This is a genomic window from Streptomyces sp. 1-11 (genome assembly GCF_007176755.1).
Lineage (GTDB): Bacteria > Actinomycetota > Actinomycetes > Streptomycetales > Streptomycetaceae > Streptomyces.
Genome location: NZ_BJTV01000002.1, coordinates 266,092 through 288,544, shown reverse-complemented (window position 1 = coordinate 288,544; position 22,453 = coordinate 266,092). Strand labels below are relative to the sequence as shown.

The window sequence follows — 22,453 nt, the reverse complement described above, 5'->3', positions numbered from 1 at the left end:
CGTGCGCGGGAGCCCGGCGTGCCGCGGGTCAGTGAGCCTCGGCCGCCCGGAGCTGCTCCATCGTCGGGGCCGAGCCGCCGAGGTGGGCCGGCAGCCACCAGGAGTCCTCGGCGTTCCTGGGGCGGGCGGGGTAGGCGCGCTGGGCGGCGTCCAGCAGCTCCTGGACGCGCTCGCGCAGACGGCGGGTGATGGCGCCCGCGTACTGGTCGCGCGGGGCCTCGACCGGCTCGCCGACCCGGATGGTGACCGGGGTGTGGCTGCGCCGGAAGTTGCGCGGGTGCCCCTTGGTCCACAGCCGCTGGGTGCCCCACACGGCCATCGGGACGAGCGGCACGCCCGCCTCCTGCGCCAGCCGCGCGGCGCCCGACTTGAAGCTCTTCAGCGTGAACGACTGCGAGATCGTGGCCTCCGGGAACACCCCGATGATCTCGCCCGAGCGCAGCGAGTCCAGGGCGTGCGCGTAGGCCGCCTCACCCTGGTCGCGGTCCACCGGGATGTGCTTCATCCCGCGCATCAGCGGGCCGGACACCTTGTGCCGGAACACCGACTCCTTCGCCATGAAGCGCACCAGGCGGTTCTGCGGCAGGGCGGCCAGGCCGTTGAAGATGAAGTCCAGGTAGCTGATGTGATTGCTCACCAGCACCGCACCGCCCGAGCGCGGGATGTTCTCCGACCCCTTGCAGTCGATCTTCAGGTCCCAGGCCTTGAACAACGTCTTGGCGAGACCGATGACGGGACGGTAGACCAGCTCTGCCATGGGCGGGGCGGACCCTTTCTGCTCTGCTCGGGAAAGGGAGGATCCCGGCGGGAAAGTTACGCAGCCGTAGGTTTTACGGCGTCTCGCAGATCGTGCCCGAAGAACGGACGGGTAGCCAGCCCTGGTGCCCGGTGGCGGCGAGATCCTCGTCACTTCGGCCGAGCCGTGGCCCCGCCGTCACGCGGCGGCCGGTGCCGGGCTCCGTGACGGCGGACGTCGCGGCGGACGGGAATCTCCGCGGTCCCGTGGACGCTTGTGCTGACACTGGCCTGAGAGAAGGTGCGCGCGGCGGCGCTCGTCGCCGCGGGCGCCCACGGAGTGCCGCGCGGGCGGCGGAGCGGGAGCGTACGGGTGCGCGGGCGGGACGAGGACAGGCGGCTCGGTGCGGCGGAGCTGGGCGGTGAACTGGGCTCGCGGGCCACGCTGGTCCAGTTCTCCACCGCCTTCTGCGCCCCCTGCCGGGCCACCCGGCGCGTGCTCGGCGAGGTCGCGGGCATGGTGCCGGGCGTCGCCCACGTCGAGATCGACGCGGAGGCCCGCCTGGACCTCGTACGTGAACTGGGCATCGTGCGGACGCCGACCGTCCTGGTCCTCGACGCCGGCGGAAGAGTGGTGCGGCAGGCCGCGGGACAGCCTCGCAGGGCCGATGTGATCGCGGCGCTCGGGAAGGCGCTGTGAAGCTCCCCCCAGGCCCGGAGGGCCCCTTTCCGCAGCGCGGAACGAACTTGACTGTGTGTGCCATCTGTCGTCAGCCTGAATCCGTGCCGACCGAACTCCTTCTCTTCGCGCGGGTCCACGTCGACCTGGCCCGCACCGCGAGCGCGCGCTGTCCGGCCTGTTGACCCGCCCCGGCCCCGCTCGACGCCCCTCGCAGAGGGACAACTCCGTGACGGCCACGCCCGAACTCGACGCCCACCGGCTCGCCTCCCCCGACCTGCTGCGCTCCACCTTCCGCCGGCACGCCGCCGGTGTGGCGGTGATCACCGCCCGCGGTCCGGCCGGACCGGCCGGCTTCACCGCCACCTCCCTCACCTCCGTCTCCGCCGAGCCGCCGCTCGTCTCCTTCGGTATCGGCACCGGCGCGTCGAGCTGGCCCGCCGTGGCGGCGGCCGAGCACGTCGGCGTCCACATACTCGGCGAGCACCAGAGCGATCTGGCGGCCACCTTCGCCCGCAGCGGGGCCGACCGGTTCGGCGCGCCCACGGCCTGGCGCGAGGGTCCCCGGGGCGTACCCGTGCTGGACGGCGTGCTCGCCTGGCTGGTCTGCCGCGTGGTGGGCCGGGTCCCGGCCGGCGACCACCGGATCGTGCTGGCCGAGGTGGTCCTCGGCGACTCCACGGGCGCCGGCCGGCCCCTGCTGTACCACCAGGGACGGTTCAGCGGACTGCGGGACTGAGCCCCTCCGGGCCGGGCTGCACGGCCGTCGGATTCCGGTTACGCTGCGTTGCGAAGGTCACAGTTCAAAGCGCTTGCTTAGCGGGCAGGAACTGGGTGTACTGACGAGTAATATTTCGGTCGGAGCGCGCGGACGCCCTGGCCGGGATCGGCCGCTCGAGGCGCCTATGCTGCCTCCGAGAGGCAGCCCGGAAATGACGATGCAGTAGGAGAGCCGGCGTGAGCTTGAGGATCGTTGTCACTGTTAAGTACGTGCCCGACGCCACTGGCGACCGGCACTTCGCCGATGACCTGACCGTCGACCGCGACGACGTGGACGGTCTGCTCTCCGAGCTGGACGAGTACGCGGTCGAGCAGGCGCTGCAGATCGCGGAGGACGCGGACGACGCCGAGGTCACCGTGCTGACCATCGGTCCCGAGGACGCCAAGGACGCGCTCCGCAAGGCCCTGTCGATGGGCGCCGACAAGGCCGTACACGTCGAGGACGACGACCTGCACGGCACCGACGCCATCGGCACCTCGCTGGTGCTGGCCAAGGCCATCGAGAAGGCCGGTTACGACCTGGTGATCTCCGGCATGGCCTCCACCGACGGCACCATGGGCGTCGTCCCGGCGCTGGTCGCCGAGCGTCTCGGCGTCCCGCAGGTCACCCTGCTCTCCGAGGTCTCGGTCGAGGACGGCACGGTCAAGGGCCGCCGCGACGGCGACGCCGCCAGCGAGCAGCTCGAGGCCTCCCTGCCGGCCGTCGTGTCCGTCACCGACCAGTCGGGCGAGGCGCGCTACCCGTCCTTCAAGGGCATCATGGCGGCCAAGAAGAAGCCGGTGGAGTCCTGGGACCTGTCCGACCTGGACATCGAGGCCGAGGAGGTCGGCCTGGAGGGCGCCTGGACCAAGGTCGAGGCCGCGAACGAGCGTCCGGCCCGCACGGCTGGCACCATCGTCAAGGACGAGGGCGAGGGCGGCAAGCAGCTCGCCGAGTACCTCGCGAGCCAGAAGTTCATCTAAGGGCTCGCCCCCGCTGACCGCCCCTCAACTTCGTTAAGCAGGAGTGCAATCCCATGGCTGAAGTCCTCGTCTACGTCGACCACGTGGACGGTGCCGTCCGCAAGCCCACCCTGGAGCTGCTGACCCTGGCCCGCCGCATCGGCGAGCCCGTCGCCGTCGCGCTGGGCAACGGCGCCGCCGACACCGCCGCCGCCCTCGCCGAGCACGGCGCGGTGAAGGTTCTCACCCACGACGCGTCCGAGTACGCCGACTACCTGGTCGTCCCGAAGGTGGACGCCCTGCAGGCCGCGGTCGAGGCCGTCTCCCCGGCCGCCGTGCTGGTCCCGTCCTCCGCCGAGGGCAAGGAGATCGCCGCCCGTCTGGCGCTGCGCATCGGCTCCGGCATCATCACCGACGCCGTCGACCTCGAGGCCGGCGACGAGGGCCCGGTGGCCACCCAGTCGGTGTTCGCCGCGTCCTTCACCACCAAGTCCCGTGTCTCCAAGGGCACCCCGGTCATCACGGTCAAGCCGAACTCGGCCGCCGTGGAGGCCGCCCCGGCCGCGGGCGCGGTCGAGGCCCTGTCCGTGTCCTTCTCGGACAAGGCCACCGGCACCAAGGTCACCGGCCGTACGCCGCGCGAGTCGACGGGCCGCCCGGAGCTGACCGAGGCCGCGATCGTGGTCTCCGGCGGCCGCGGCGTCAACGGCGCCGACAACTTCTCGATCATCGAGGCGCTCGCCGACTCCCTCGGCGCGGCCGTCGGCGCCTCGCGCGCCGCGGTGGACGCCGGCTGGTACCCGCACACCAACCAGGTCGGCCAGACCGGTAAGTCGGTCTCCCCGCAGCTCTACATCGCCAACGGCATCTCCGGCGCGATCCAGCACCGCGCCGGCATGCAGACCTCGAAGACGATCGTGGCCGTCAACAAGGACGCCGAGGCCCCGATCTTCGACCTGGTCGACTACGGCGTGGTCGGCGACCTCTTCGACGTCGTCCCGCAGCTCACCGAGGAGATCAAGACCCGCAAGGGCTGAGTTCCCCTCGCTCCTCGAGGCCCCTGTGACCGGCGCGGTCACGGGGGCCTCGATGCATGCTGGAAGCGCCCGGACCGGCGCCGGCCGGCCTCCCGGGGGTGTTGACCGGTGGGAAGCACCCCGGATAACTTCGTTCTACGGATTGTTGATTCCGTAGAGCGGAAAACTGGAGGGTGTGGGATGGGTCAGCAGGAGAAGGTGGCCACGAGCCTCGCGGGCGCCGTCAGCGATGAGGTCAGCGCCTCCCTCGCGGCGGTCGACGCGGAACTGGCGCGCCGCTACCCGGGTGACCCCGGCACCCGGCAGCCCGTCCACACGGTGTACGTACCCGGTGACGTCTTCGAGGCCGGCACCGTCCGCTCCTGGGGCGACCGGGCTCTCGCGGCGCTCGACGAACACGCCCCCGACGCCGCCTCCTTCGCCGCCGTACTGGGCCTGTCCGACGAACTCGCCGAGCCGGTGTACTCCCGCGTCCGCGCCAAGCTGGAGCGCGAGCCGGTGGAGGACCTGCGCGTCGACTTCGAGGACGGCTACGGCCCCCGCCCGGACGACGAGGAGGACGAGGCCGCAGCGCGCGCGGCCCGCCTGATCGCGCAGGCCTACCGCGACAGAACGGCCGCCCCGTACATGGGCATCCGCATGAAGTGCATGGAGGCCGCGGTACGCGACCGGGGCATCCGCACCCTCGACGTCTTCCTCACCGGTCTCATGGAGCACGGCGGGCTCCCCGACGGGCTCGTGCTGACCCTGCCCAAGGTGACGTACGCCGAGCAGGTCGGCGCGTTCGCGCGTCTGCTGGAGGCCTTCGAGAAGGCCCACGGACTGGCGGCCGGCCGCCTCGATTTCGAGATCCAGATCGAGACCAGCCAGTCCATCCTCGCCGCCGACGGCACCGCCACCGTGGCCCGGATGATCCAGGCCGCCGGGGGCCGGGCCACCGGACTGCACTACGGCACCTTCGACTACAGCGCCTGCCTCGGCGTCTCCGCCGCCCACCAGGCGAGCGACCACCCCGCCGCCGATCACGCCAAGGCGGTGATGCAGGTCGCGGCCGCGGGCACCGGGGTGCGCGTCTCGGACGGCTCCACCAACGTGCTCCCGGTCGGCCCGACCGAGAAGGTCCACGACGCCTGGCGCCTGCACTACGGTCTCACCCGGCGCGCCCTGGCCCGCGCCTACTACCAGGGCTGGGACATGCACCCGGGCCACATCCCGACCCGTTACGCCGCCGTCTTCGCCTTCTACCGGGAGGGCTTCGAGCAGGCGGCGGCCCGCCTCGCCCGCTACGCCGACCGGGCCGGCGGCGACGTCATGGACGAGCCCGCCACCGCCAAGGCGCTCAGCGGCTACCTGCTGCGCGGCCTGGACTGCGGCGCCCTCGACGTCGCGGAGGTGTCCCGGCTCAGCGGACTGACCCGGGCCGCTCTGGAGGGCTTCGCCACGCCCCGCCGCGGCGGCCTCACGGCTTCCGCCTCGTAGCGGGGTCCCGCGCCCCCGGCGCCGCGCCGGCCCGGCTCAGCGGGCCGGCGGCAGCTCGCCGGAGCCGCGGGTGATCAGCCGGGTCGGCAGCTCGATGCGGTCCGGCGCGACGAGGGAGCCGTCGAGCTGGCGGAAGAGGCGCTCGGCGGCGGTCCGGCCGAGCGCGGCCGCGTCCTGGGCGACCACCGTCACGCCCGGCTGGAGCAGGTCGGCCAGCTCTATGTCGTCGAAGCCGACGAGGGCGACCGGGCGGCTCTGCCCGGCGAGGATTCGGATCACGGTGACCGTCACCCGGTTGTTGCCCGTGAATATCGCGGTGACGGGGGAGGGTCCGGAGAGCATCTCCTCGGCCGCCCGGCGCACCCGCTCCGGATCGGTGGCGCCGAGGGACATCCACGCGTCCTCGACGGGTATCCCGGCGTCCTCCATGGCGGCCCGGTAACCGCGCAGCCGCTCCGCCGCCGTGTGGATGCGGGGCATGTCGCCGATGAAGCCGATCCGGCGGTGGCCCTGCGCGATCAGGTGGGCCACGCCGTCCCGGGCGCCGCCGTGGTTGTCGGAGAGGACCACATCGGCGTCGATCTTGCCGGCCGGCCGGTCCACGAACACGGTGGCCACACCCGCCCGCAGCTCCGGTTCCAGATAGCGGTGGTCGTCCCCGGCGGGGATGATCACGAGGCCGTCCACCCGGCGCGCGCACAACGCCAGCGCCAGCTCCTGCTCGCGCTCCGGGTCCTCGGCGCTCGAACCGTTGATCAGCAGGGCGCCGTGGGCGCGGGCCACTTCCTCGACCGCGCGGCTCAGCGGTCCGTAGAAGGGGTCGGCGAGGTCCTCCAGGATCAGGCCGATGCTGGCGGTGCGGCCCTTGCGCAGCACGCGCGCGCTGTCGTTGCGGCGGAAGCCGAGCGCCTCGATCGCCTCCTGCACCCGGCGCTCGGTGTCCGGGGTGACGCCGGGCTCCCCGTTGACCACGCGGGACACCGTCTTCAGGCCCACCCCGGCCCGGGCCGCCACGTCCTTCATCGTCGGGCGGTTGCCGTAGCGGTTCCCGGGGATGCGGTCTGCGCGGCGGGTGGTCTCGGGCACGATGCGGTGTCCTGTCCTGTCCTGGGTCCGGGGGATTCCGGTGGGGCGGCTGCGGCGTTCGATGGACTGTATGAGGATGTGGCGTCGAGCATAGAGCCTGGACAACGTTGTCAGATGCGCGAGAGACTGTCCTTCGCTGTCTGCCGGCCCGCGCCCCCACCGCCCGGCCGGCGCGCGTCTGTCTGGTTTTCGAGCATCAACGGGGAGATCTGACTCTGATGTACACCGACCTCGTGGCGGCCCTGGACATCGGCGGCACCAAGATCGCCGGCGCGCTGGTGGACGGTCAGGGACGGATCCAGGCGCGCGCCCAGCGCGCGACTCCGGCCCAGCAGGACGGAGAAACGGTCATGCGGGCCGTCGAGGGGGTGCTCGGCGATCTCGCCGGCTCCCCGCTGTGGGGACGGGCCGGCTCGGTCGGCATCGGCAGCGCGGGCCCGGTGGACGCCTCGGCGGGCACCGTGAGTCCGGTGAACGTACCGGGCTGGCGTGACTTCCCGCTGGTCGCGCGGGTGCGGGCGGCCACCGGCGGGCTGCCCGTCGAGCTGATCGGCGACGGGGTGGCGATCACCGCGGCGGAGCACTGGCAGGGGGCGGCCCGGGGCCACGACAACGCGCTGTGCATGGTGGTCTCCACGGGCGTCGGCGGCGGTCTGGTGCTGGGCGGGCGACTGCATCCCGGTCCGACCGGCAACGCCGGGCACATCGGGCACATCAGCGTCGACCTCGACGGCGATCCCTGCCCGTGCGGCGCCCGCGGCTGCGTCGAGCGCATCGCCAGCGGCCCCAACATCGCCCGCCGGGCCCTGGAGCGGGGCTGGCGGCCCGGCCCCGACGGGGACACCTCCGCCGCCGCGGTGGCCGCCGCCGCCCGGGCCGGCGATCCGGTGGCGGTAGCCTCCTTCGAGCGGGCGGCGCAGGCCCTGGCCGCCGGCATCGCGGCCACCGCGACCCTGGTGGAGATCGACATCGCCGTGATCGGCGGCGGGGTCGGCAAGGCCGGCGACATCCTCCTCACGCCCCTGCGCAAGGCGCTGACCGACTACGCGACCCTCTCCTTCGTGCGGCGGCTGACGGTCGCCCCGGCCCGGATGGGCACGGACGCGGGTCTGGTCGGCGCCGCCGCGGCCGCGCTGTCCCGCCTTCCGGACCCCACGGCGGCGGCGGGGGTCTGAGACCGCCGGTGCCCGGGACAGGCGGTCGCGGGTCGTCGACCGGAGCGCGGGCACGACCCGGCCCTGCGGAGGATGCGCGCCTCGCACCCGCCGAGTCTCCGGCCGGGCTCCGCGGGGCGAGGACGGTCTCGTCGGCGGTCCGGGCGGAAGTCGCTGGTCCGGACGGAAGCCGCCGGTTCGGACTGGGGCTGGCGGTCCGGCCGGCAGCCGCTGGTTCGGACTGGGGCCGGCGGTCCGGGCGGCAGCCGCTGGTCTGGGCGGAAGTCGCCGGTTTGGGCGCCGGCCGGCGGTCCGGATGGAAGCCGCTGGTCTGGACGGAAGCCGCCGGTTAGGCCGGCGGCCCGCGACCCTGGCGGCGACGTCGAAGCGGATCTCTGATCCCGCCGTCGAGCGCGGCGTTCCGGCCTCGGCGATGCGGGTCGCGCGGTCCCCGGCGGGCGCCGGGCAGCGGATCGGCCGTCCGGGCACTTCTGTGTGACCCCCGGGCGGTTCCGCGTGACCCCTGGGCCGTTCGGCAGTTGATCAGGCTATGAAGAAGCGCAGCATGCTCGCCATCGCCTCCCTCGCCACCGGATTCGTGGTGGCCGCCGTCACGCCGTCCCACGCCGCGGACCGGGAGCCCGCCCGTGGTTTCGAGCTCACGAACACGCTGGGCGACGTGGACCACCTCGTCAACCAGGCCACCCTGGCCGTGGCGGAGGACGCCCGGGGCAGGAAGTAGCCCCGGCCCCCGGTGGAAGTGCCGGTGTCACCCTCGCGGGAGGCACCGGCACTGGCGTGTGCGCGCCCTCAACTGGACGTGGTTTCCGTGGCAGGGTGGAGCGGGCAAGCCACAGGGGGCCAACAGAAGAGGGGGAGTCCGTGACCGTCGTCTGGATCAACGGCGCGTTCGGTGCGGGGAAGACCACGACCGCACGGGAACTGATCGAACTGATCCCGAACAGCACGCTCTTCGACCCCGAGGTCATCGGAGCGGCGCTCCCGCACCTGCTGCCGCCCAAGCGCCTCGCCGAGGTCGGTGACTTCCAGGACCTGCCGATCTGGCGCCGACTCGTGATCGACACGGCGGCCGCGATGCTCGCCGAGCTGGGCGGCACGCTCGTCGTTCCCATGACCCTGCTGCGCCAGGAGTACCGCGACGAGATCTTCGGCGGTCTCGCCGCACGCCGCATCCCCGTACGGCATCTGCTGCTCGCCCCGGCGGAAACGATCCTGCGGGAACGTGTGGCCGCTCGCGAGTTCCCGCCGGGCCTGCCCGGCGGGACGACACGGCAACGGCAGTGGGCGTACGGACACCTCGAGCCCTACCACGCGGCCCTCGCCTCCTGGCTCACCGCCGACGCCCACCTCGTGGACTCGAGCGACCTCACCCCGTACCAGACCGCCGTCCGCATCGCCGACGCCGTGGGCAGCGGCGCCGTGCCCCCTGTCGACATCGTGCAGACCCCCGAGCCCACGGGGGAGACCCTCGCCGCCGGTGTGCTGCTCTTCGACGAGCAGGACCGGGTGCTGCTCGTCGACCCCACCTACAAGCCGGGCTGGGAGTTCCCCGGCGGAGTCGTCGAGCGCGGGGAGGCCCCCGCCCGGGCCGGGATGCGCGAGGTGGCCGAGGAGACCGGCATAGAGCTGCGGGAGGTGCCCCGGCTGCTGGTGGTTGACTGGGAGCGGCCCGCCCCGCCCGGCTACGGGGGGCTGCGCCTGCTCTTCGACGGCGGCAGGCTGGACTCCGCCGAGGCGGCCCGGGTGCTGCTGCCGGGCCCGGAGCTGCGCGGCTGGCGGTTCGCGACCGAGCGGGAGGCCGCCGGCATGCTGCCGCCGGTGCGCTACGAGCGGCTGCGCTGGGCGCTGCGGGCCCGGGAGCGGGGGACCGCGCTGTATCTGGAGGCCGGCATACCGGTCGCGGGCCGGGCGGCCTGACGTCGCCGGCGTCCTCGCGGCCCTCGCCGTCAGCCGGCGGGGCGCTCGCCGTCGGCCGCTCTCCTCAGGGCGGCCGACGCCCCGCCCACCACCGGTTCGCCGTGGCCGAAGCAGGCCAGTTCCGCGTCGAGCGCGGCCAGCCGGCGCAGGGATGCCAGCAGTCGCGGCCGGTCCAGGTTGAACACGCCCGGCATGACCGAGCCGTCGACCGGCGAGGCGGCCACCGTGTCGCCGGTGAACAGCACGCCCTCGTCGGGGACGAACAGGGCGATGCTGCCGTCCGTGTGACCGGGGACGTGGAGCACCCGCGCGCCGCCGCCGAAGCCGAGCACCGCGCCGTCGGACAGCGCCGTGACCTGACGGGGCCGCAGCGGTTCGCCCTTCGGCAGGTGCCGTGACGCCTCCGCGTGGACCGGCACCTCCCAGTCCTCGAACCTCGGCGCCGGGCCCGGCCGTTCACCCCGCACGAACGGCGCGTCCAGTTCGTGCGCGAACACCTCGGCGCCGCTCAGCGCGGCGAACTCGCCCGCACCGCCGGCGTGGTCCTCGTGGAAGTGCGTCAGCACGATCCGCCGCACGTCCCCCGGGACGCGGCCCAGCGCCGTGACGGCCTCGGCGATCGCACGGCCCGCGCCGACCGCCCCGGCGTCGACCAGCGTCAGCTCGTCGCCGTCGCGCCAGAGGTAGGCCTGGCCGACCGGGAAGCGCAGCAGGTGCAGGCGGGGGAGCAGTTCGACGACGTCCATGCGCCGACCGTAGGCGGCGCCCCCGCCCGGCGGCGAGGGCGCTCTGCCACGGGCAGAAGCGTCAGCCCGCCGCGTAGTTGGTCAGGAACAGCGCCTCGGCGACCGACAGCCGCTCCAGCTCCTCGGGGGAGACGCTCTCGTTGACCGCGTGGATCTGCGCCTCGGGCTCGCTCAGGCCGATCAGCAGGATCTCCGCCTGCGGGTAGAGGCCGGCGAGGGTGTTGCACAGCGGGATGGAGCCGCCCTGGCCGGCGTAGCTCATCGTCTCGCCGGGGTAGGCGACCGCCATCGCGTCGGCCATCGCCTGGTAGGCCGGGCTGGAGGTGTCCGCGCGGAAGGCCTGGCCCTGACCGATCTGCTCGGTGGTGACCCGCGCGCCCCACGGGGTGTGCGCCTCGATGTGCGCCTGCAGCAGCTTGGTGGCCTCGGCGGCGTCCACGCCCGGCGGCACCCGCAGGCTGATCAGCGCCCGGGCGCCGGCCTGCACCGACGGGGTGGCGCCCACGACCGGCGGGCAGTCGATGCCGAGGACCGTGACCGCCGGGCGGGCCCAGATGCGGTCGGCGACCGAGCCGCCGCCGATCAGCTCCACGCCGTCCAGCACCTTGGCGTCCGTGCGGAACTGCTCCTCGGTGTACTCCAGGCCGTCCCACCGCGCGGTGGCGTCGAGCCCGTCGACCGTGGTCGAGCCGTCCTCGGCGCGCAGCGAGTCCAGGACCCGGACGAGCGCGCCGAGCGCGTCCGGGGCGGCGCCGCCGAACTGGCCCGAGTGCAGGTTGCCGGCGAGGGTGTCGACCTGGACCCGCAGCATGGTCATGCCGCGCAGCGTCGTGGTGACCGTGGGCAGGCCGACCCGGAAGTTGCCCGCGTCGCCGATCACGATCGTGTCCGCGCGCAGCAGTTCGGGGTGCTGCTCGGCGTAGCGCTCCAGGCCGCCCGTGCCCTGCTCCTCGGAGCCCTCGACGATCACCTTGACGTTCACCGGGACGCCGCCGTCCGCCTTGAGCGCGCGCAGCGCGAGCAGGTGCATGATCACACCGCCCTTGCAGTCGGCGCTGCCACGGCCGTACCAGCGGCCGTCCCGCTCGGTCAGCTCGAACGGCGGGGTGGCCCAGCCGGCCTCGTCCAGCGGGGGCTGGACGTCGTAGTGGGCGTACAGCAGAACCGTTTTTGCGCCCTCCGGGCCCGGCAGGAAGCCGTACACCGACTGCGTGCCGTCCGGGGTGTCCAGCAGGTCCACGTCCACGAATCCCTCGGCGCGCAGGGCCTCGGCGATCCAGTTCGCGGCGCCCTCGCTCTCGCTCCTCGGGAACTGCGCGAAGTCCGCCACCGACTTGAAGGCGACCAGCTCGGCCAGCTCCGTCCTCGCCCTGGGCAGCAGGGAGGCGACGGTCTCGGCGACCGGATTCGACGACATGGGCACGCTCCTCGTGGGTGCGACGTTGTACCGGGTGAGTACACCGATCCTCCCACAGTGGCCCGCCGTGATCGTCGCCGTAGGATGCGGGGGACAGTGCGGCAGCGGCTTGATCGGAGCAGACGACCATCGTGAGCGGCGAGAACTCTTCGGCGGACGACGTGCAGCGGGTGTGGGACGTCGTCGTGGTGGGCGCGGGACCCGCGGGGGCCTCGGCGGCCTACGCGGCAGCGGTCGCGGGACGGCGCGTGCTGTTGCTGGAGAAAGCGGAGCTGCCACGCTACAAAACGTGCGGCGGCGGAATCATCGGACCGTCCCGCGACTCGCTGCCGCCCGGCTTCGAGCTGCCCTTCCGGGACCGGGTGCACGCGGTGACCTTCTCCCACAACGGCCGTTTCACCCGCACCCGCCGCTCCCGGCAGATGCTGTTCGGGCTGATCAACCGGCCCGAGTTCGACCAGCAGCTCGTCGAGCACGCGCAGAAGGCGGGCGCCGAGCTGCGCACCGGCGTCGCCGTGCAGCGGGTCGAGCAGCACGGCTCGGCGGTGCCCGACCGGCGCACCGTCGCCGTGGTGCTGCAGGGCGGGGAGACGGTGCTGGCCCGCGCGGTCGTCGGCGCCGACGGCAGCGCCAGCCGCATAGGCGCCCACGTCGGCGTGAAGCTGGACCAGGTCGACCTCGGCCTTGAGGCGGAGATCCCGGTCCCCGAGACGGTCGCCGAGGACTGGAAGGGACGGGTGCTCATCGACTGGGGCCCCATGCCGGGCAGTTACGGCTGGGTCTTCCCCAAGGGCGACACCCTGACGGTCGGCGTGATCTCGGCGCGCGGCGAGGGCGCCGCCACCAAGCGGTACCTGGAGGACTTCATCGCCCGGCTGGGGCTGGCCGGCTTCGAGCCGAGCATCTCCTCCGGGCACCTCACCCGCTGCCGGGCCGACGACTCGCCGCTCTCCCGCGGCCGGGTGCTGGTCTGCGGCGACGCGGCGGGGATGCTGGAGCCGTGGACCCGGGAGGGCATCTCCTTCGCGCTGCGCTCGGGCCGGCTGGCCGGGGAGTGGGCGGTCCGGATCGCCGAGGCGCACGACGCGGTGGACGCCCGTCGCCAGGCGCTGAACTACGCGTTCGCGATCAAGGCGGGGCTCGGCGTCGAGATGAGCGTCGGCAAGCGGATGCTGGCCGCGTTCGAGCGCCGTCCCGGAGTGTTCCACGCGGTGCTCACCGGTTTCCGTCCCGCGTGGAAGGCGTTCAAGGACATCACCCAGGGCTCGACGTCCCTGGGCGAGCTGGTCCGCTCGCACCCGCTGGCGCAGCGTGCCCTGACCGCGTTCGACCGGGGCCGGGCCCCGGCCGAGGCCGAGCCGGCGCAGGACACCGTCACTCCGTGACGGTGATCCGGAAGACGGGGTGGTCGCCGGCCGCCGCGAGGATCTCCTCGTCGGAGGACTTGGCGGTCACGCCCTGGAAGTACTGGTTGACCTCCCAGCCCCACTTCTCCAGGTAGGTCCGCAGGATCGGGAGCTTCTCGGCGTCCGGGAGCTCCACCGCGGTGAACGGGCGCACCCGGCGGCCCACCCGCAGCTCACCGCCGCCGGCGACCCGCATGTTGCGCACCCACTGGGAGTGGCCGCGCGCCGAGACGAGGTACTGCGCGCCCTCGTAGGCGTGCGGGTTGACCGGGACGCGCTGCATCTGGCCGCTCTTGCGGCCGCGCACGGACATCTCGGCGCTTCCCGCCAGGCTGATCCCGTGCCGTGCCAGCCAGCCGATGACCCCGTTGAGCCGGACGTTCAGCGGGCTGCCCTTGAGGTAGTACGGCGAAGAAGACGACGACATGGTGACCCTCACGATTCGGGAGAGCAGTGCTCTCGGTTGACTCCAGTGTGGGGCAGGCGGGCGCTCCATAGCAAGAGCGGTGCTCTCTTTTTTGTTCGGCGCTCTCGTTTGTGTGCGGTGCTCCGCCTGCGTGGCACACTGCTGCCATGAGCACCGCACAGGGCGCCCGCGCGCGAGCCAGGACCGAAGTGACCGCGGCCATCAAGGACGCCGCGCGCAGACAGCTCGCGGAGGAGGGCGCGGCCAAGCTCTCGCTGCGGGCCGTCGCCCGCGAACTCGGCATGGTCTCCTCCGCGCTCTACCGGTACTTCCCCAGCCGGGACGACCTGCTGACCGCGCTGATCATCGACGCGTACGACTCCCTGGGCGAGGCGGCCGAGGCCGCCCACGCGACGGTGCCCGGCACCGACCCGGTACGGCGGTGGACGGCGGTGTGCGAGGCGGTGCGCCGCTGGGCCCTGGCCCGTCCGCACGAGTACGCGCTGATCTACGGCTCGCCGGTGCCCGGCTACTCCGCCCCGCAGACCACCGTGCCGGCCGCCGCGCGCGTCGGCCTGCTCCTCATCGGCATCGTCCGCGACGCGCACGGCGCCGGCGGCCTCACCGAACTGCCCCTGCCTGCCGGACTGCGCCCCGAGGCCGAGCGGCTGGCGGCCGACCTCGCGCCCGACCTGCCCGCGGAGACGGCGCCGGCCCTGGTGGCGGCCTGGGCCCAGCTGTTCGGACTGGTCGGCTTCGAGGTGTTCGGCCAGTTCAACCGGATGGTCGAGGACCGGGAAGCCTTCTTCCGGCACGCGGCGACGCGACTCGCCGCGAGCGTGGGCCTGACGGCAAGTTCCTGAGACTCGGCCAGGCCCGACGAAGTATCCGGCCGGTCGGCGCCCGACGTCCGGCGCGAGCCCGGCCGCCCGTTCGTCGGGCTCCGGGCCGTACGGCTCAAGGCCCCGGGTGCTGCTGCGCGCCGAAGCCCGAGTCCCGCGGATGGCGGCCGGACCGGCCCAGCCTCAGGCCCCGGGGCGGTGGTCGTGCGTACTCCCCGGGAAGTACGCACGACCACCACGTCCGGCTGACGGCCCGGGGCATGGTGGGCGTCTAGCGTGGCGGGCATGGAAGAGCAGCGCGGACACGGCCCCTCGCACCGGTGGCGGTACGGGCCCGCCCGGTGGAGCGGCGCCGGCGACGCCGAGCCGCGCGACACCCGTCTGCCGTGGCGTTCGACGGCCCTGATCACCGTCTTCGTGCTGGTCGGCACGGCCTTCGGCGCGCACGGGCAGCCGCAGCGCGTCCCGCTGGACGGGTACGCGCGCGTGCTGCTGCTCGTCGCCTCGGTCCTGCTGCTGTGGCGGCGGCGCCGGCCGGTGGCCGTCGTCTTCGGCACGGCGGCGGCGGTCCTGCTCTACACCGGCGCCGGCTACCCCTACGGCCCGGTCCTCCTGACCGTGGTGGTCGGCTGTTTCAGCGCCGTCGTGGCCGGGCGCCGGCGGGCCGCCTGGACGGCCCTCGGCCTGCTGTGCGCCGGGCACGCGCTGATCACGCTCTGGCTCTACCGGTGGCTGCCGCCGGCGGGCGACACTTCGGCGGGTCCGGGCCAGGAGACCGTGGTGATCACCTGGGTGCTGGCCGTCGCCGCGGTGTGCGAGCTGGCGCGGGTGCGGCGCGAACAGTGGGCACGGGAGCGCGCGGACCGCGCCCAGGCCGCCCAGCGGCGCGCGGACGCCGAACGGCTGCGGATCGCCCGTGAACTGCACGACGTGCTCGCGCACAGCATCTCCGTGATCAACGTCCAGGCCGGCGCGGGCCTCGCGCTGCTGGACAGCGATCCCGAGCAGGCCCGCGCGGCGCTCACCACGATCAAGGCGGCCAGCAAGGAGGCGCTCGGCGAGGTGCGCCAGGTCCTCGACACCCTGCGGGCCCCCGGCGCCGCGCCGCGCGCCCCCGCCCCCGGCCTGGACCGGCTTCCCGAACTGGCCGAACAGGCGGCGGCCGCCGGGCTGGCCGTCGAGATCGAGGGCGAGCCGCCGCGGCTGCCGCCCGGCGCCGATCTCGCGGCCTTCCGCATCGTGCAGGAGGCCCTGACCAACGTCGTACGGCACTCCGGCTCCCGGCGGGCCCGGGTTCGGTTCGAGCACGGCGGCGGCGGACTACGGCTGCGGATCGACGACGACGGGCCGCCGGCCGGGGCCGACGCCGGCGGCAGCGGCAACGGGCTGGCCGGCATGAGGGAGAGGGCGGCGGCGCTCGGTGGCACCATCGAGGCGGGCCCGCGACCCGACGGCGGTTTCCGGGTGCTCGCCGTACTGCCCTCGCGCGCCGGGGAGGACCGGTGATCCGGGTACTGCTCGCCGACGACCAGGCGCTCGTGCGGGCCGGTTTCAGGGCGCTGCTCGACGCGCAGCCGGACATCGGGGTCGCCGGTGAGGCGGCGGACGGCGCGGAGGCCCTGCGCCGGGTGCGCGAACTGCGGCCCGACGTCGTGCTGATGGACATCCGCATGCCCCTGCTGGACGGGCTCGCCGCGACCCGGCGCATCACCGGGGACCCGGAGCTGTCCGAGGTGAAGGTGGTCATGCTCACCACCTTCGAACTGGACGAGTACGTCTTCGAGGCCATCCGCTCCGGCGCATCCGGGTTCCTGGTGAAGGACACCGAGCCCGACGAACTGCTGCGCGCGGTGCGGGCGGTGGTCGAGGGCGACGCCCTGCTCTCCCCGGGCGTCACCCGGCGTCTCATCGCCGAGTTCGCGGCCCGTTCCAAGGAGCCCGCGGCCGCCGGCGGCCTGGCCCGGCTCACCGAACGGGAACGGGAGGTGATGGCGCTCGTCGGCATCGGTCTGTCCAACGACGAGATCGCCCGCAGGCTGGTGGTCAGCCCGCTCACGGCCAAGACGCACGTGAGCCGCACCATGGTGAAACTGGGCGCCCGCGACCGCGCCCAACTCGTCGTGCTCGCCTACGAGTCGGGGCTGGTCCGGCCGGGCTGGCTGGGCTGAGCGCATCGGATGCAAGCGCATTTGATTACGGCGCAACAAACGCGTCCCTCTGCTACGGTGCGCCCATGACGGCGAGGAAGGCCGAGCACGCGCTCGTGGAGCAGTGGCGGGACATCCTGTCCCTGCACGCCCGCACCCAGTGCGAGCTGGACCGCGCCCTGCACGGACACGGCCTGTGCGCCAGCGACTTCGAGGTGCTCGACGTGCTCGCCGAGGGCGCGGCGGCGGACGGCGGCTGCGCCTACCGTGTGCAGGAGGTCTCCGAGCGGGTGCATCTCAGTCAGAGCGCGCTGTCCCGCCTGATAGGGCGTCTGGAGAAGGACGGCCTGGTGCGCCGGGCCATGTGCGAGGAGGACCGGCGCGGGGTCCGGGTGGCGCTCACCGCGAAGGGGCGCGCGCTGCACGGCGAGGTGCGGCCGGTGCAGCGCGCGGTGCTCGGCCGGATGCTCGCCGCCGAGCCGGACTGACGGCGGTCAGATCCCGGACGTCTCCCGCCACAGCGCGGCGAGCGCGCGGTCACCCGTCGCGTCGGGCAACGGCACCCGGTTCCACAGTCCCAGGTACAGCCGCTCGGCCGTCCCGGTCAGTTCGGCGTCCGCCTGACCGTCCGCGTCCCTGGACGTGACCGGCGGCTCGTCGGACAGGCGTACCGTCCACACGGCGTCCGCGCCCGCGTCCGTCGCGCGTACCCGCAGCACGCGCGGCCGCTCCGTGCGGACCCGGCTCCTGGCCCGGGCGTGGAAGCCGCGCAGCAGCTCGTCGACGCCGTCCGCGGCGAACCCCGCGGCCACCGGGGACGCCGGCCCGCCTCGGGCCGCCTCCGCGTCGTACCGGTGGACGGTCGTCTCATGGGCCTGCCGCCGGGCCCAGAAGGCCAGCGGGGACGGGTTGGGCGCGGGATGGAAGGTCCAGCACTCCAGGCCGGCCGGGGCGCCGGCCAGCGTCTCCACCAGCCGGCGGTGGCTGTCCCGGTACCAGGCGACCAGCTCGGCCCCGTCCAGCTCCGGGCCGTCGCCGAGGGGGAGCGGAGCGGTGCGCGCGTCGGCGACCGTCGCGGCCGCCCAGCGGTGCACGGCGCCCGTGTGCCGCAGCAGGTCCCGCACCTGCCACTGCGGGCACGCCGGCACCTTGGCGTCCGTACCCGCCAGTTCGGCGGCGGCGGCCAGCAGCCGGCCTTCCCGGTCCAGTGCGCGAAGGAACTCGGCAGTCTCCATGGCGGTGAGTCTGCCGGACGGAGCGTGTTCGCGAGGACAGGTTTCGCGCAGTCGTGTGGGGTGGGGGAGCGCGGCGGACAGACGGGTAAGGGCAGGGGAAGGCGGGACGGCGAACAGTTGAGGGCGGGGGAGAGCGGGACGGCGAACGGGCGAGGGCGGGTGGACGCCGGTGTCCGCCGTCCGCCCGCCGTCGTGCTCGGCCGGTCAGCGCTCGCCGTCCGCCCGCCGCCGTGCTCAGCCGCTCAGCGCCCGCCGTGTGGTCGCCCCGATGACCGCGGCCACGGCGGCCAGGACGGCCACGCTGGTGAGCGCGGCGGGCAGGGAGAGCCAGTCGGCCATGAAGCCGATCGTGGGCGGTCCGAGGAGCATGCCGCCGTAGCCCAGGGTGGAGGCGACGGCCACTCCGGACGGGCCGGTCAGCGCGCCGGCCCGTTCGACCGCCACCGGGAAGAGGTTGGCGAGGCCGAGCCCGGTGACGGCGAAGCCGAGCAGCGCCGCCCACACCGAGGGCGCGAGCGAGCCGAGCAGCATCCCGGCGGCCGCGGTGGCGCCGCCGGCGACCACGGTCCTGGCCCGCCCGAGGCGCAGCAGCAGGGCCGTCCCGGTCAGCCGCCCGATCGTCATGGACAGCGCGAAGAGCGAGTAGCCGGCGGCCGCCGTGCCCGCGGAGGCCGCGAGGTCCTCCTGGAGGTGCAGGGCGCCCCAGTCGGCCATGGCGCCCTCGCCGTAGGCGGTGCACAGGGCGATGAGGCCGAAGACGACGACCAGCGCGCGTTTCCCGCCCTCCGGGCGCCGCGCGGCACCGCCGGACTCCGACGTAGGGCGCTCGGGCGGCGCCGGTGCCTCGTGCCGCAGCAGGGTGGGCCCGGCGGCGGCCGTGACCAGCAGCCCGAGCAGGGTGATGCCCAGCAGGTGCCGGGTGGGGGAGAGCGAGCCGGCCACCAGTCCGCCGAGTCCGGCGCCGATCATGCCGCCCAGGCTGAAGGCCGCGTGGAAGGTGGGCATGATCGGCCGGCGCAGGGCCGCCACCAGATCGACGGCGGCGCTGTTGAACGCGACGTTGACTCCGCCGTAGGCCGCCCCGAAGAGCAGCAGCACGGCGCCCAGCGCCGGTGCCGAGTGGGTGAGCGGCGGCAGAGCGACGCTCAGCGCCAGGACGGTCATGCAGACGACGGTCACCGGGTGGCTGCCGTAGCGCCGGCACAGCCGGCCGGTCATGGTCATGGTGAGAACGGCCCCCGCGGAGACGCCGAGGAGTGCGAGCCCGAGGGTGGCGGCGGAGGCGTGCGTCTGTTCCTTGATGTCGGGGATGCGGACGACCCAGCCGGCGAAGATGAATCCGTCCAGGGCGAAGAAGGCCGTGATCGCGGCGCGAAGACGCGTGAGCCCGTGACCCGGCACGACGCTGTGCGTTCGGGTTTTGTTTATTTGCGGCACAAACTGAGGCTACGGGCGTCCGCCGAATTGATGCAAGAGCCATCGGTCGCCCCGGGACGCGTCGGGCCGCGACGGCGGCGGCTCCGCTTCCCGGCCCGTCCCGGCGCCGCCTCGCGCGCACCGTCGATGTGTCCTCACCCGCCGGACGTCACGGTCAAGTCGGCGACTCCCGATGCCGCATGTGCCCGTGTCGTCACGCGAAGCGGGCGTGCGGGGCTTTGGTTGAGCGTCAACTGTCGATCCAGCCAGCCGAGTTAGTCCACTCCGTCCACTGTCGGGTCCCTTCCCGGCCGTGCCGCGGCCCGTTCGCCGGGAGCGGCGCCGGAGGGCCGGCCGCGATCGCTCCAACCGCACATCGTCATATGTCCGTTCGTTGCGGCTATGCGGGGAAAGGAGGGAAATCCAAGCGGATACAGGTCGGTTAATGCTTGCGCACCGGCTGGTTGCCGACGGGTGAGCAAGTCATGATGGCCCCATGACGTTGGCCTCGCGCGCACTCGCGCAATTGGCGACCTGGCCGGACCTGAGACGAGCCGTCCCGAGCTGTGGCACGGGAGAGGCGGTCGACTCGGCCGGGGGTGAGATCGTTCACTTCCACTCGGACCGGGACGTCGACCTACGGCTGACCGACCGGGCCGTCCGGCGGTTCGCCAAGGACCTGAAGGCCGCGGGCGCTGTCCGGATCGTGCCGGGCTCGCCGTGGGTCACCCTCCGGCTCGACGCGGCCAGCGACGTCGACCTGCTGCTGACCCTGGTGAGCGTGGCCCTGCAGGCCCAGCAGTCCTGGCCGGACCCGGAGGGACGGGCGGTGTCCGGCTGCAACGACCAGCGCGGCGCCGGATTCGTGAAGGCGGACCGCAGCGGCTACTGAGTCCGTGACGGCGCGCGGCACGCCACGGGCGGGCCTTCGCCCGGTGCCTCACACCGCCAGGACCCGGATCCCCGCCTCCTCGAAGCGGTGCACGGTGTCCTGGGCCACCGCCGTGTCCGTGACCAGCGTGTCCACCAGCTCCGCCGCGCAGATCCGGGCGAAGGCCCGCCGGCCCAGCTTGCTGGAGTCGGCGGCCACGACCACCCGCTCGGCGCGTTCGCACAGCAGCCGGTTGATCGCGGCCTCCGCCTCGTCGTGCGCGGCCGCGCCGTGCGTGAGGTCGAACGCGACCACCCCGAGCACCGCCACGTCCAGCGTGACCTGGCTCAGCACCCCGTCCGCGAGCGGGCCGATGAGCTCGTAGGACTGCGGACGCGCGACCCCGCCGGTCACCACGATCTTGAACTGGGGCCGAACCGCCAGCTCGTTGGCGATGTTCAGCGCGTTGGTCACGACGGTCAGGGCGGGTGAGCCGGCGCCCAGATCGCCGCGTACGGCGAGCGCGCGGGCCACCTCGGTGGTGGTCGTGCCCCCGGTCAGCCCCACCGCCTCGCCCGGTGCCACGAGATCCGCCACCGCCTTGGCGATCCGCTGCTTCTCGGAGGCGTGGCGGGCCGTCTTGTAGCGCAACGGCAGCTCGTAAGACACCCCGTGCACCACCGCACCGCCCCGGGTGCGCACCAGCATCTGCTGTTCGGCGAGCCCGTCGAGGTCCCGGCGGATCGTGGCCGCCGACACCCCGAGCTCGGCCGCCGCCTCCTCGACCTCCAGCCGGCCGCGCTCGACGAGCAGTTCCAGCAGCACCTTCCAGCGGGCGTCCCGGGACATCCGCGGCCTCCGTTCTCCCTGTTCCCGGCGACCCTAGTCCACGGGCCACGACGCGACGGCCCGGGAAGCGGCCACGAGCACCGGGGTCCCGGCCGGCGGCCGGACCGCGCTTCCCACCCCCGCGCACCGGGAGGTCAGCCCCGCTTGACCGCCTTCAGCACCACGAACTTCGGGTCGCTCGCCACCAGCCTGCTGTTGCCGAACAGCCGCTTCAGCGTCACGTGGTAGCCCAGGTGGCGGTTGCCGACCACCCACAGCTCGCCGCCGGGGCGCAGCGCACGCTTCGCCCCGGTGAACATCCGCCAGGCCGTGGCGTCGGTGGTCGCCTGGTGGGAGTGGAACGGCGGGTTGTTCAGCACCAGGTCCACACTGCCGGGCGCCACCCCGGCCAGCCCGTCCCCGACCCGGAACTCCGCGTGACCGGGCACCCCGTTGGCCTTGTACGTCGCCTCGGCGGAGGCCACGGCCTGGAACGACTCGTCCACGAACAGCACTTCGGCCGCCGGATCGGCCAGCGCCATCGCCGTGCCGACCACACCGTTTCCGCAGCCGAGGTCGGCCACCCGCCCGGCGCCCGGCCCGGCCGGCAGGTGCCGCAGGAAGAAGCGGGTGCCGATGTCGAGCCGGTCGGCGCAGAAGACCCCCGCGTGGTTCACGACCGGGCGCCCGGAGAGCGGGCCGACGTCGTCGGGGAGGTCGTAGCCGTACGGCCACGGGTTGGCGGGCCGCTCCAGGGCCGGGTCCGGTGAGCAGAAGATCAGCCGGGCCTTCTGCCGGGCCAGCGAGGTACGGGTCGGCCCGAGGATCCGCTCGAACAGGCTCAGCGTGGAGGTGTGGATCTCCTTCACCATGCCGGTGCCGACCACGACCGTGTCCGCGTGCACGGCGGGCGCGAGCCGCAGCAACTGGTCCTCCAGCAGGGCCAGGCTCTTCGGCACCCGGACCAGCAGTACGTCCACCCGCTCCGGCGGCGGGTCCTGCGTGGTCAGCAGGCGCACGGCACCGGGTTCGACGCCCGCCCGGGCCAGGTTCGCCCGGGTCGCCTCCTGAGTCAGGAAGGAGTCGGTGATCTGCGTCGGCCGGTAGCGGGCGAGCGCCGTGACCAGCGCGCCCCAGCGGTCGCCGGCCACCACGACCGTGCCCGTCAGCGGCACCCCCTCCTCGGCCAGGTGCCGCAGCAGGTAGGCGTCGGAGGCGTCCCAGGCGCGCAGCCGGTCGCGGGGATCCTCGGGGAAGCGGGACAGCTCGAACCCGCCCCATGGCGTCGTCATACGGTCGTTCATCGCGC

23 protein-coding genes are annotated in these 22,453 nt (G+C 73.8%); 14 read left to right on the top strand and 9 right to left on the bottom strand.

Annotation, left to right across the window (positions count from 1 at the left end; translation table 11 throughout):
- Window positions 1-28 precede the first annotated feature (28 nt).
- Entirely contained in the window at window positions 29-757 is a 729-nt protein-coding gene (locus TNCT1_RS05600; RefSeq protein WP_143628896.1) for a lysophospholipid acyltransferase family protein, read from the bottom strand.
- 279 nt (window positions 758-1,036) lie between these two features.
- Between TNCT1_RS05600 and TNCT1_RS05595 the strand changes: the two genes are divergently transcribed.
- The 5 genes from TNCT1_RS05595 to TNCT1_RS05575 all read left to right on the top strand — a co-directional run bounded on the left by TNCT1_RS05595 (window position 1,037) and on the right by TNCT1_RS05575 (window position 5,652).
- Window positions 1,037-1,435 carry a thioredoxin family protein gene (locus tag TNCT1_RS05595; protein ID WP_143628894.1) on the top strand — a complete coding sequence of 133 codons (399 nt, stop codon included), beginning with the start codon at window positions 1,037-1,039 and terminating at the stop codon, window positions 1,433-1,435.
- A gap of 208 nt (window positions 1,436-1,643) precedes the next feature.
- A complete protein-coding gene (locus TNCT1_RS05590; protein ID WP_143628892.1) occupies window positions 1,644-2,153 on the top strand; it encodes a flavin reductase family protein in 510 nt (169 codons plus the stop codon).
- Between the two features lie 218 nt (window positions 2,154-2,371).
- Window positions 2,372-3,157, top strand: coding sequence for an electron transfer flavoprotein subunit beta/FixA family protein (locus TNCT1_RS05585; protein WP_143628890.1), 786 nt, complete (start codon window positions 2,372-2,374; stop codon window positions 3,155-3,157).
- A 53-nt stretch (window positions 3,158-3,210) separates the two neighbouring features.
- Window positions 3,211-4,173, top strand: coding sequence for an electron transfer flavoprotein subunit alpha/FixB family protein (locus TNCT1_RS05580; RefSeq protein WP_143628887.1), 963 nt, complete (start codon window positions 3,211-3,213; stop codon window positions 4,171-4,173).
- A 180-nt stretch (window positions 4,174-4,353) separates the two neighbouring features.
- Window positions 4,354-5,652, top strand: coding sequence for an aldolase/citrate lyase family protein (locus tag TNCT1_RS05575; protein ID WP_143628884.1), 1,299 nt, complete (start codon window positions 4,354-4,356; stop codon window positions 5,650-5,652).
- A gap of 36 nt (window positions 5,653-5,688) precedes the next feature.
- Here the strand turns inward: TNCT1_RS05575 and TNCT1_RS05570 are convergent, their stop codons facing one another.
- Window positions 5,689-6,738, bottom strand: coding sequence for a LacI family DNA-binding transcriptional regulator (locus TNCT1_RS05570; protein WP_143628881.1), 1,050 nt, complete (start codon window positions 6,736-6,738; stop codon window positions 5,689-5,691).
- Between the two features lie 218 nt (window positions 6,739-6,956).
- Here TNCT1_RS05570 and TNCT1_RS05565 point away from each other — a divergent pair, with 218 nt between their 5' ends.
- The 3 genes from TNCT1_RS05565 to TNCT1_RS05555 all read left to right on the top strand — a co-directional run bounded on the left by TNCT1_RS05565 (window position 6,957) and on the right by TNCT1_RS05555 (window position 9,830).
- Window positions 6,957-7,913, top strand: coding sequence for an ROK family protein (locus tag TNCT1_RS05565; protein WP_143628877.1), 957 nt, complete (start codon window positions 6,957-6,959; stop codon window positions 7,911-7,913).
- Between the two features lie 529 nt (window positions 7,914-8,442).
- Complete coding sequence (locus tag TNCT1_RS05560) at window positions 8,443-8,634, top strand: hypothetical protein (protein WP_143628876.1); 192 nt, start codon at window positions 8,443-8,445, stop codon at window positions 8,632-8,634.
- Window positions 8,635-8,774: 140 nt separating this feature from the next.
- Window positions 8,775-9,830 (top strand): NUDIX hydrolase, encoded by a 1,056-nt coding sequence (locus tag TNCT1_RS05555; RefSeq protein ID WP_143628875.1) that lies wholly within the window; start codon window positions 8,775-8,777, stop codon window positions 9,828-9,830.
- A gap of 29 nt (window positions 9,831-9,859) precedes the next feature.
- On the opposite strand, the gene TNCT1_RS05550 is transcribed toward TNCT1_RS05555, so the two are convergent.
- The gene (locus tag TNCT1_RS05550; protein ID WP_143628874.1) at window positions 9,860-10,576 is read right to left on the bottom strand and encodes an MBL fold metallo-hydrolase; all 717 of its coding nucleotides are present in this window, start codon (window positions 10,574-10,576) and stop codon (window positions 9,860-9,862) included.
- A gap of 61 nt (window positions 10,577-10,637) precedes the next feature.
- Window positions 10,638-11,993 carry a dipeptidase gene (locus TNCT1_RS05545; protein ID WP_143628873.1) on the bottom strand — a complete coding sequence of 452 codons (1,356 nt, stop codon included), beginning with the start codon at window positions 11,991-11,993 and terminating at the stop codon, window positions 10,638-10,640.
- A gap of 131 nt (window positions 11,994-12,124) precedes the next feature.
- Here TNCT1_RS05545 and TNCT1_RS05540 point away from each other — a divergent pair, with 131 nt between their 5' ends.
- On the top strand, window positions 12,125-13,378 hold the full coding sequence (locus tag TNCT1_RS05540; protein WP_143628872.1) for a geranylgeranyl reductase family protein: 1,254 nt from the start codon (window positions 12,125-12,127) through the stop codon (window positions 13,376-13,378).
- Here the strand turns inward: TNCT1_RS05540 and TNCT1_RS05535 are convergent.
- Complete coding sequence (locus TNCT1_RS05535; protein ID WP_143628871.1) at window positions 13,368-13,826, bottom strand: nitroreductase/quinone reductase family protein; 459 nt, start codon at window positions 13,824-13,826, stop codon at window positions 13,368-13,370. The genes TNCT1_RS05540 and TNCT1_RS05535 overlap by 11 nt on opposite strands.
- 146 nt (window positions 13,827-13,972) lie before the next feature.
- Between TNCT1_RS05535 and TNCT1_RS05530 the strand changes: the two genes are divergently transcribed.
- The 4 genes from TNCT1_RS05530 (at window position 13,973) to TNCT1_RS05515 (ending at window position 17,282) form a co-directional block, all read left to right on the top strand.
- A complete protein-coding gene (locus tag TNCT1_RS05530) occupies window positions 13,973-14,668 on the top strand; it encodes a TetR/AcrR family transcriptional regulator (RefSeq protein WP_143628869.1) in 696 nt (231 codons plus the stop codon).
- Window positions 14,669-14,932: 264 nt separating this feature from the next.
- Window positions 14,933-16,153, top strand: coding sequence for a sensor histidine kinase (locus TNCT1_RS05525; RefSeq protein WP_143628867.1), 1,221 nt, complete (start codon window positions 14,933-14,935; stop codon window positions 16,151-16,153).
- Window positions 16,150-16,815 (top strand): response regulator transcription factor, encoded by a 666-nt coding sequence (locus tag TNCT1_RS05520; protein ID WP_143628865.1) that lies wholly within the window; start codon window positions 16,150-16,152, stop codon window positions 16,813-16,815. The genes TNCT1_RS05525 and TNCT1_RS05520 overlap by 4 nt, the downstream gene beginning before the upstream one ends.
- Before the next feature lie 65 nt (window positions 16,816-16,880).
- Window positions 16,881-17,282 carry a MarR family winged helix-turn-helix transcriptional regulator gene (locus tag TNCT1_RS05515; RefSeq protein ID WP_143628863.1) on the top strand — a complete coding sequence of 134 codons (402 nt, stop codon included), beginning with the start codon at window positions 16,881-16,883 and terminating at the stop codon, window positions 17,280-17,282.
- Between the two features lie 6 nt (window positions 17,283-17,288).
- Here the strand turns inward: TNCT1_RS05515 and TNCT1_RS05510 are convergent, their stop codons facing one another.
- The gene (locus TNCT1_RS05510) at window positions 17,289-18,029 is read right to left on the bottom strand and encodes a maleylpyruvate isomerase family mycothiol-dependent enzyme (protein ID WP_143628861.1); all 741 of its coding nucleotides are present in this window, start codon (window positions 18,027-18,029) and stop codon (window positions 17,289-17,291) included.
- 234 nt (window positions 18,030-18,263) lie between these two features.
- Window positions 18,264-19,430: an MFS transporter gene (locus TNCT1_RS05505; protein WP_143628859.1), complete on the bottom strand. Its 1,167-nt coding sequence runs from the start codon at window positions 19,428-19,430 to the stop codon at window positions 18,264-18,266.
- Window positions 19,431-19,941: 511 nt separating this feature from the next.
- Between TNCT1_RS05505 and TNCT1_RS05500 the strand changes: the two genes are divergently transcribed.
- Window positions 19,942-20,337, top strand: a complete 396-nt coding sequence (locus tag TNCT1_RS05500; protein WP_160160376.1) for a luciferase family protein — start codon at window positions 19,942-19,944, stop codon at window positions 20,335-20,337.
- 48 nt (window positions 20,338-20,385) lie between these two features.
- On the opposite strand, the gene TNCT1_RS05495 is transcribed toward TNCT1_RS05500, so the two are convergent.
- Window positions 20,386-21,165 (bottom strand): DeoR/GlpR family DNA-binding transcription regulator, encoded by a 780-nt coding sequence (locus tag TNCT1_RS05495; protein WP_143628857.1) that lies wholly within the window; start codon window positions 21,163-21,165, stop codon window positions 20,386-20,388.
- A 134-nt stretch (window positions 21,166-21,299) separates the two neighbouring features.
- The gene (locus TNCT1_RS05490) at window positions 21,300-22,436 is read right to left on the bottom strand and encodes a methyltransferase (protein ID WP_143629406.1); all 1,137 of its coding nucleotides are present in this window, start codon (window positions 22,434-22,436) and stop codon (window positions 21,300-21,302) included.
- Window positions 22,437-22,453: the final 17 nt, after the last annotated feature.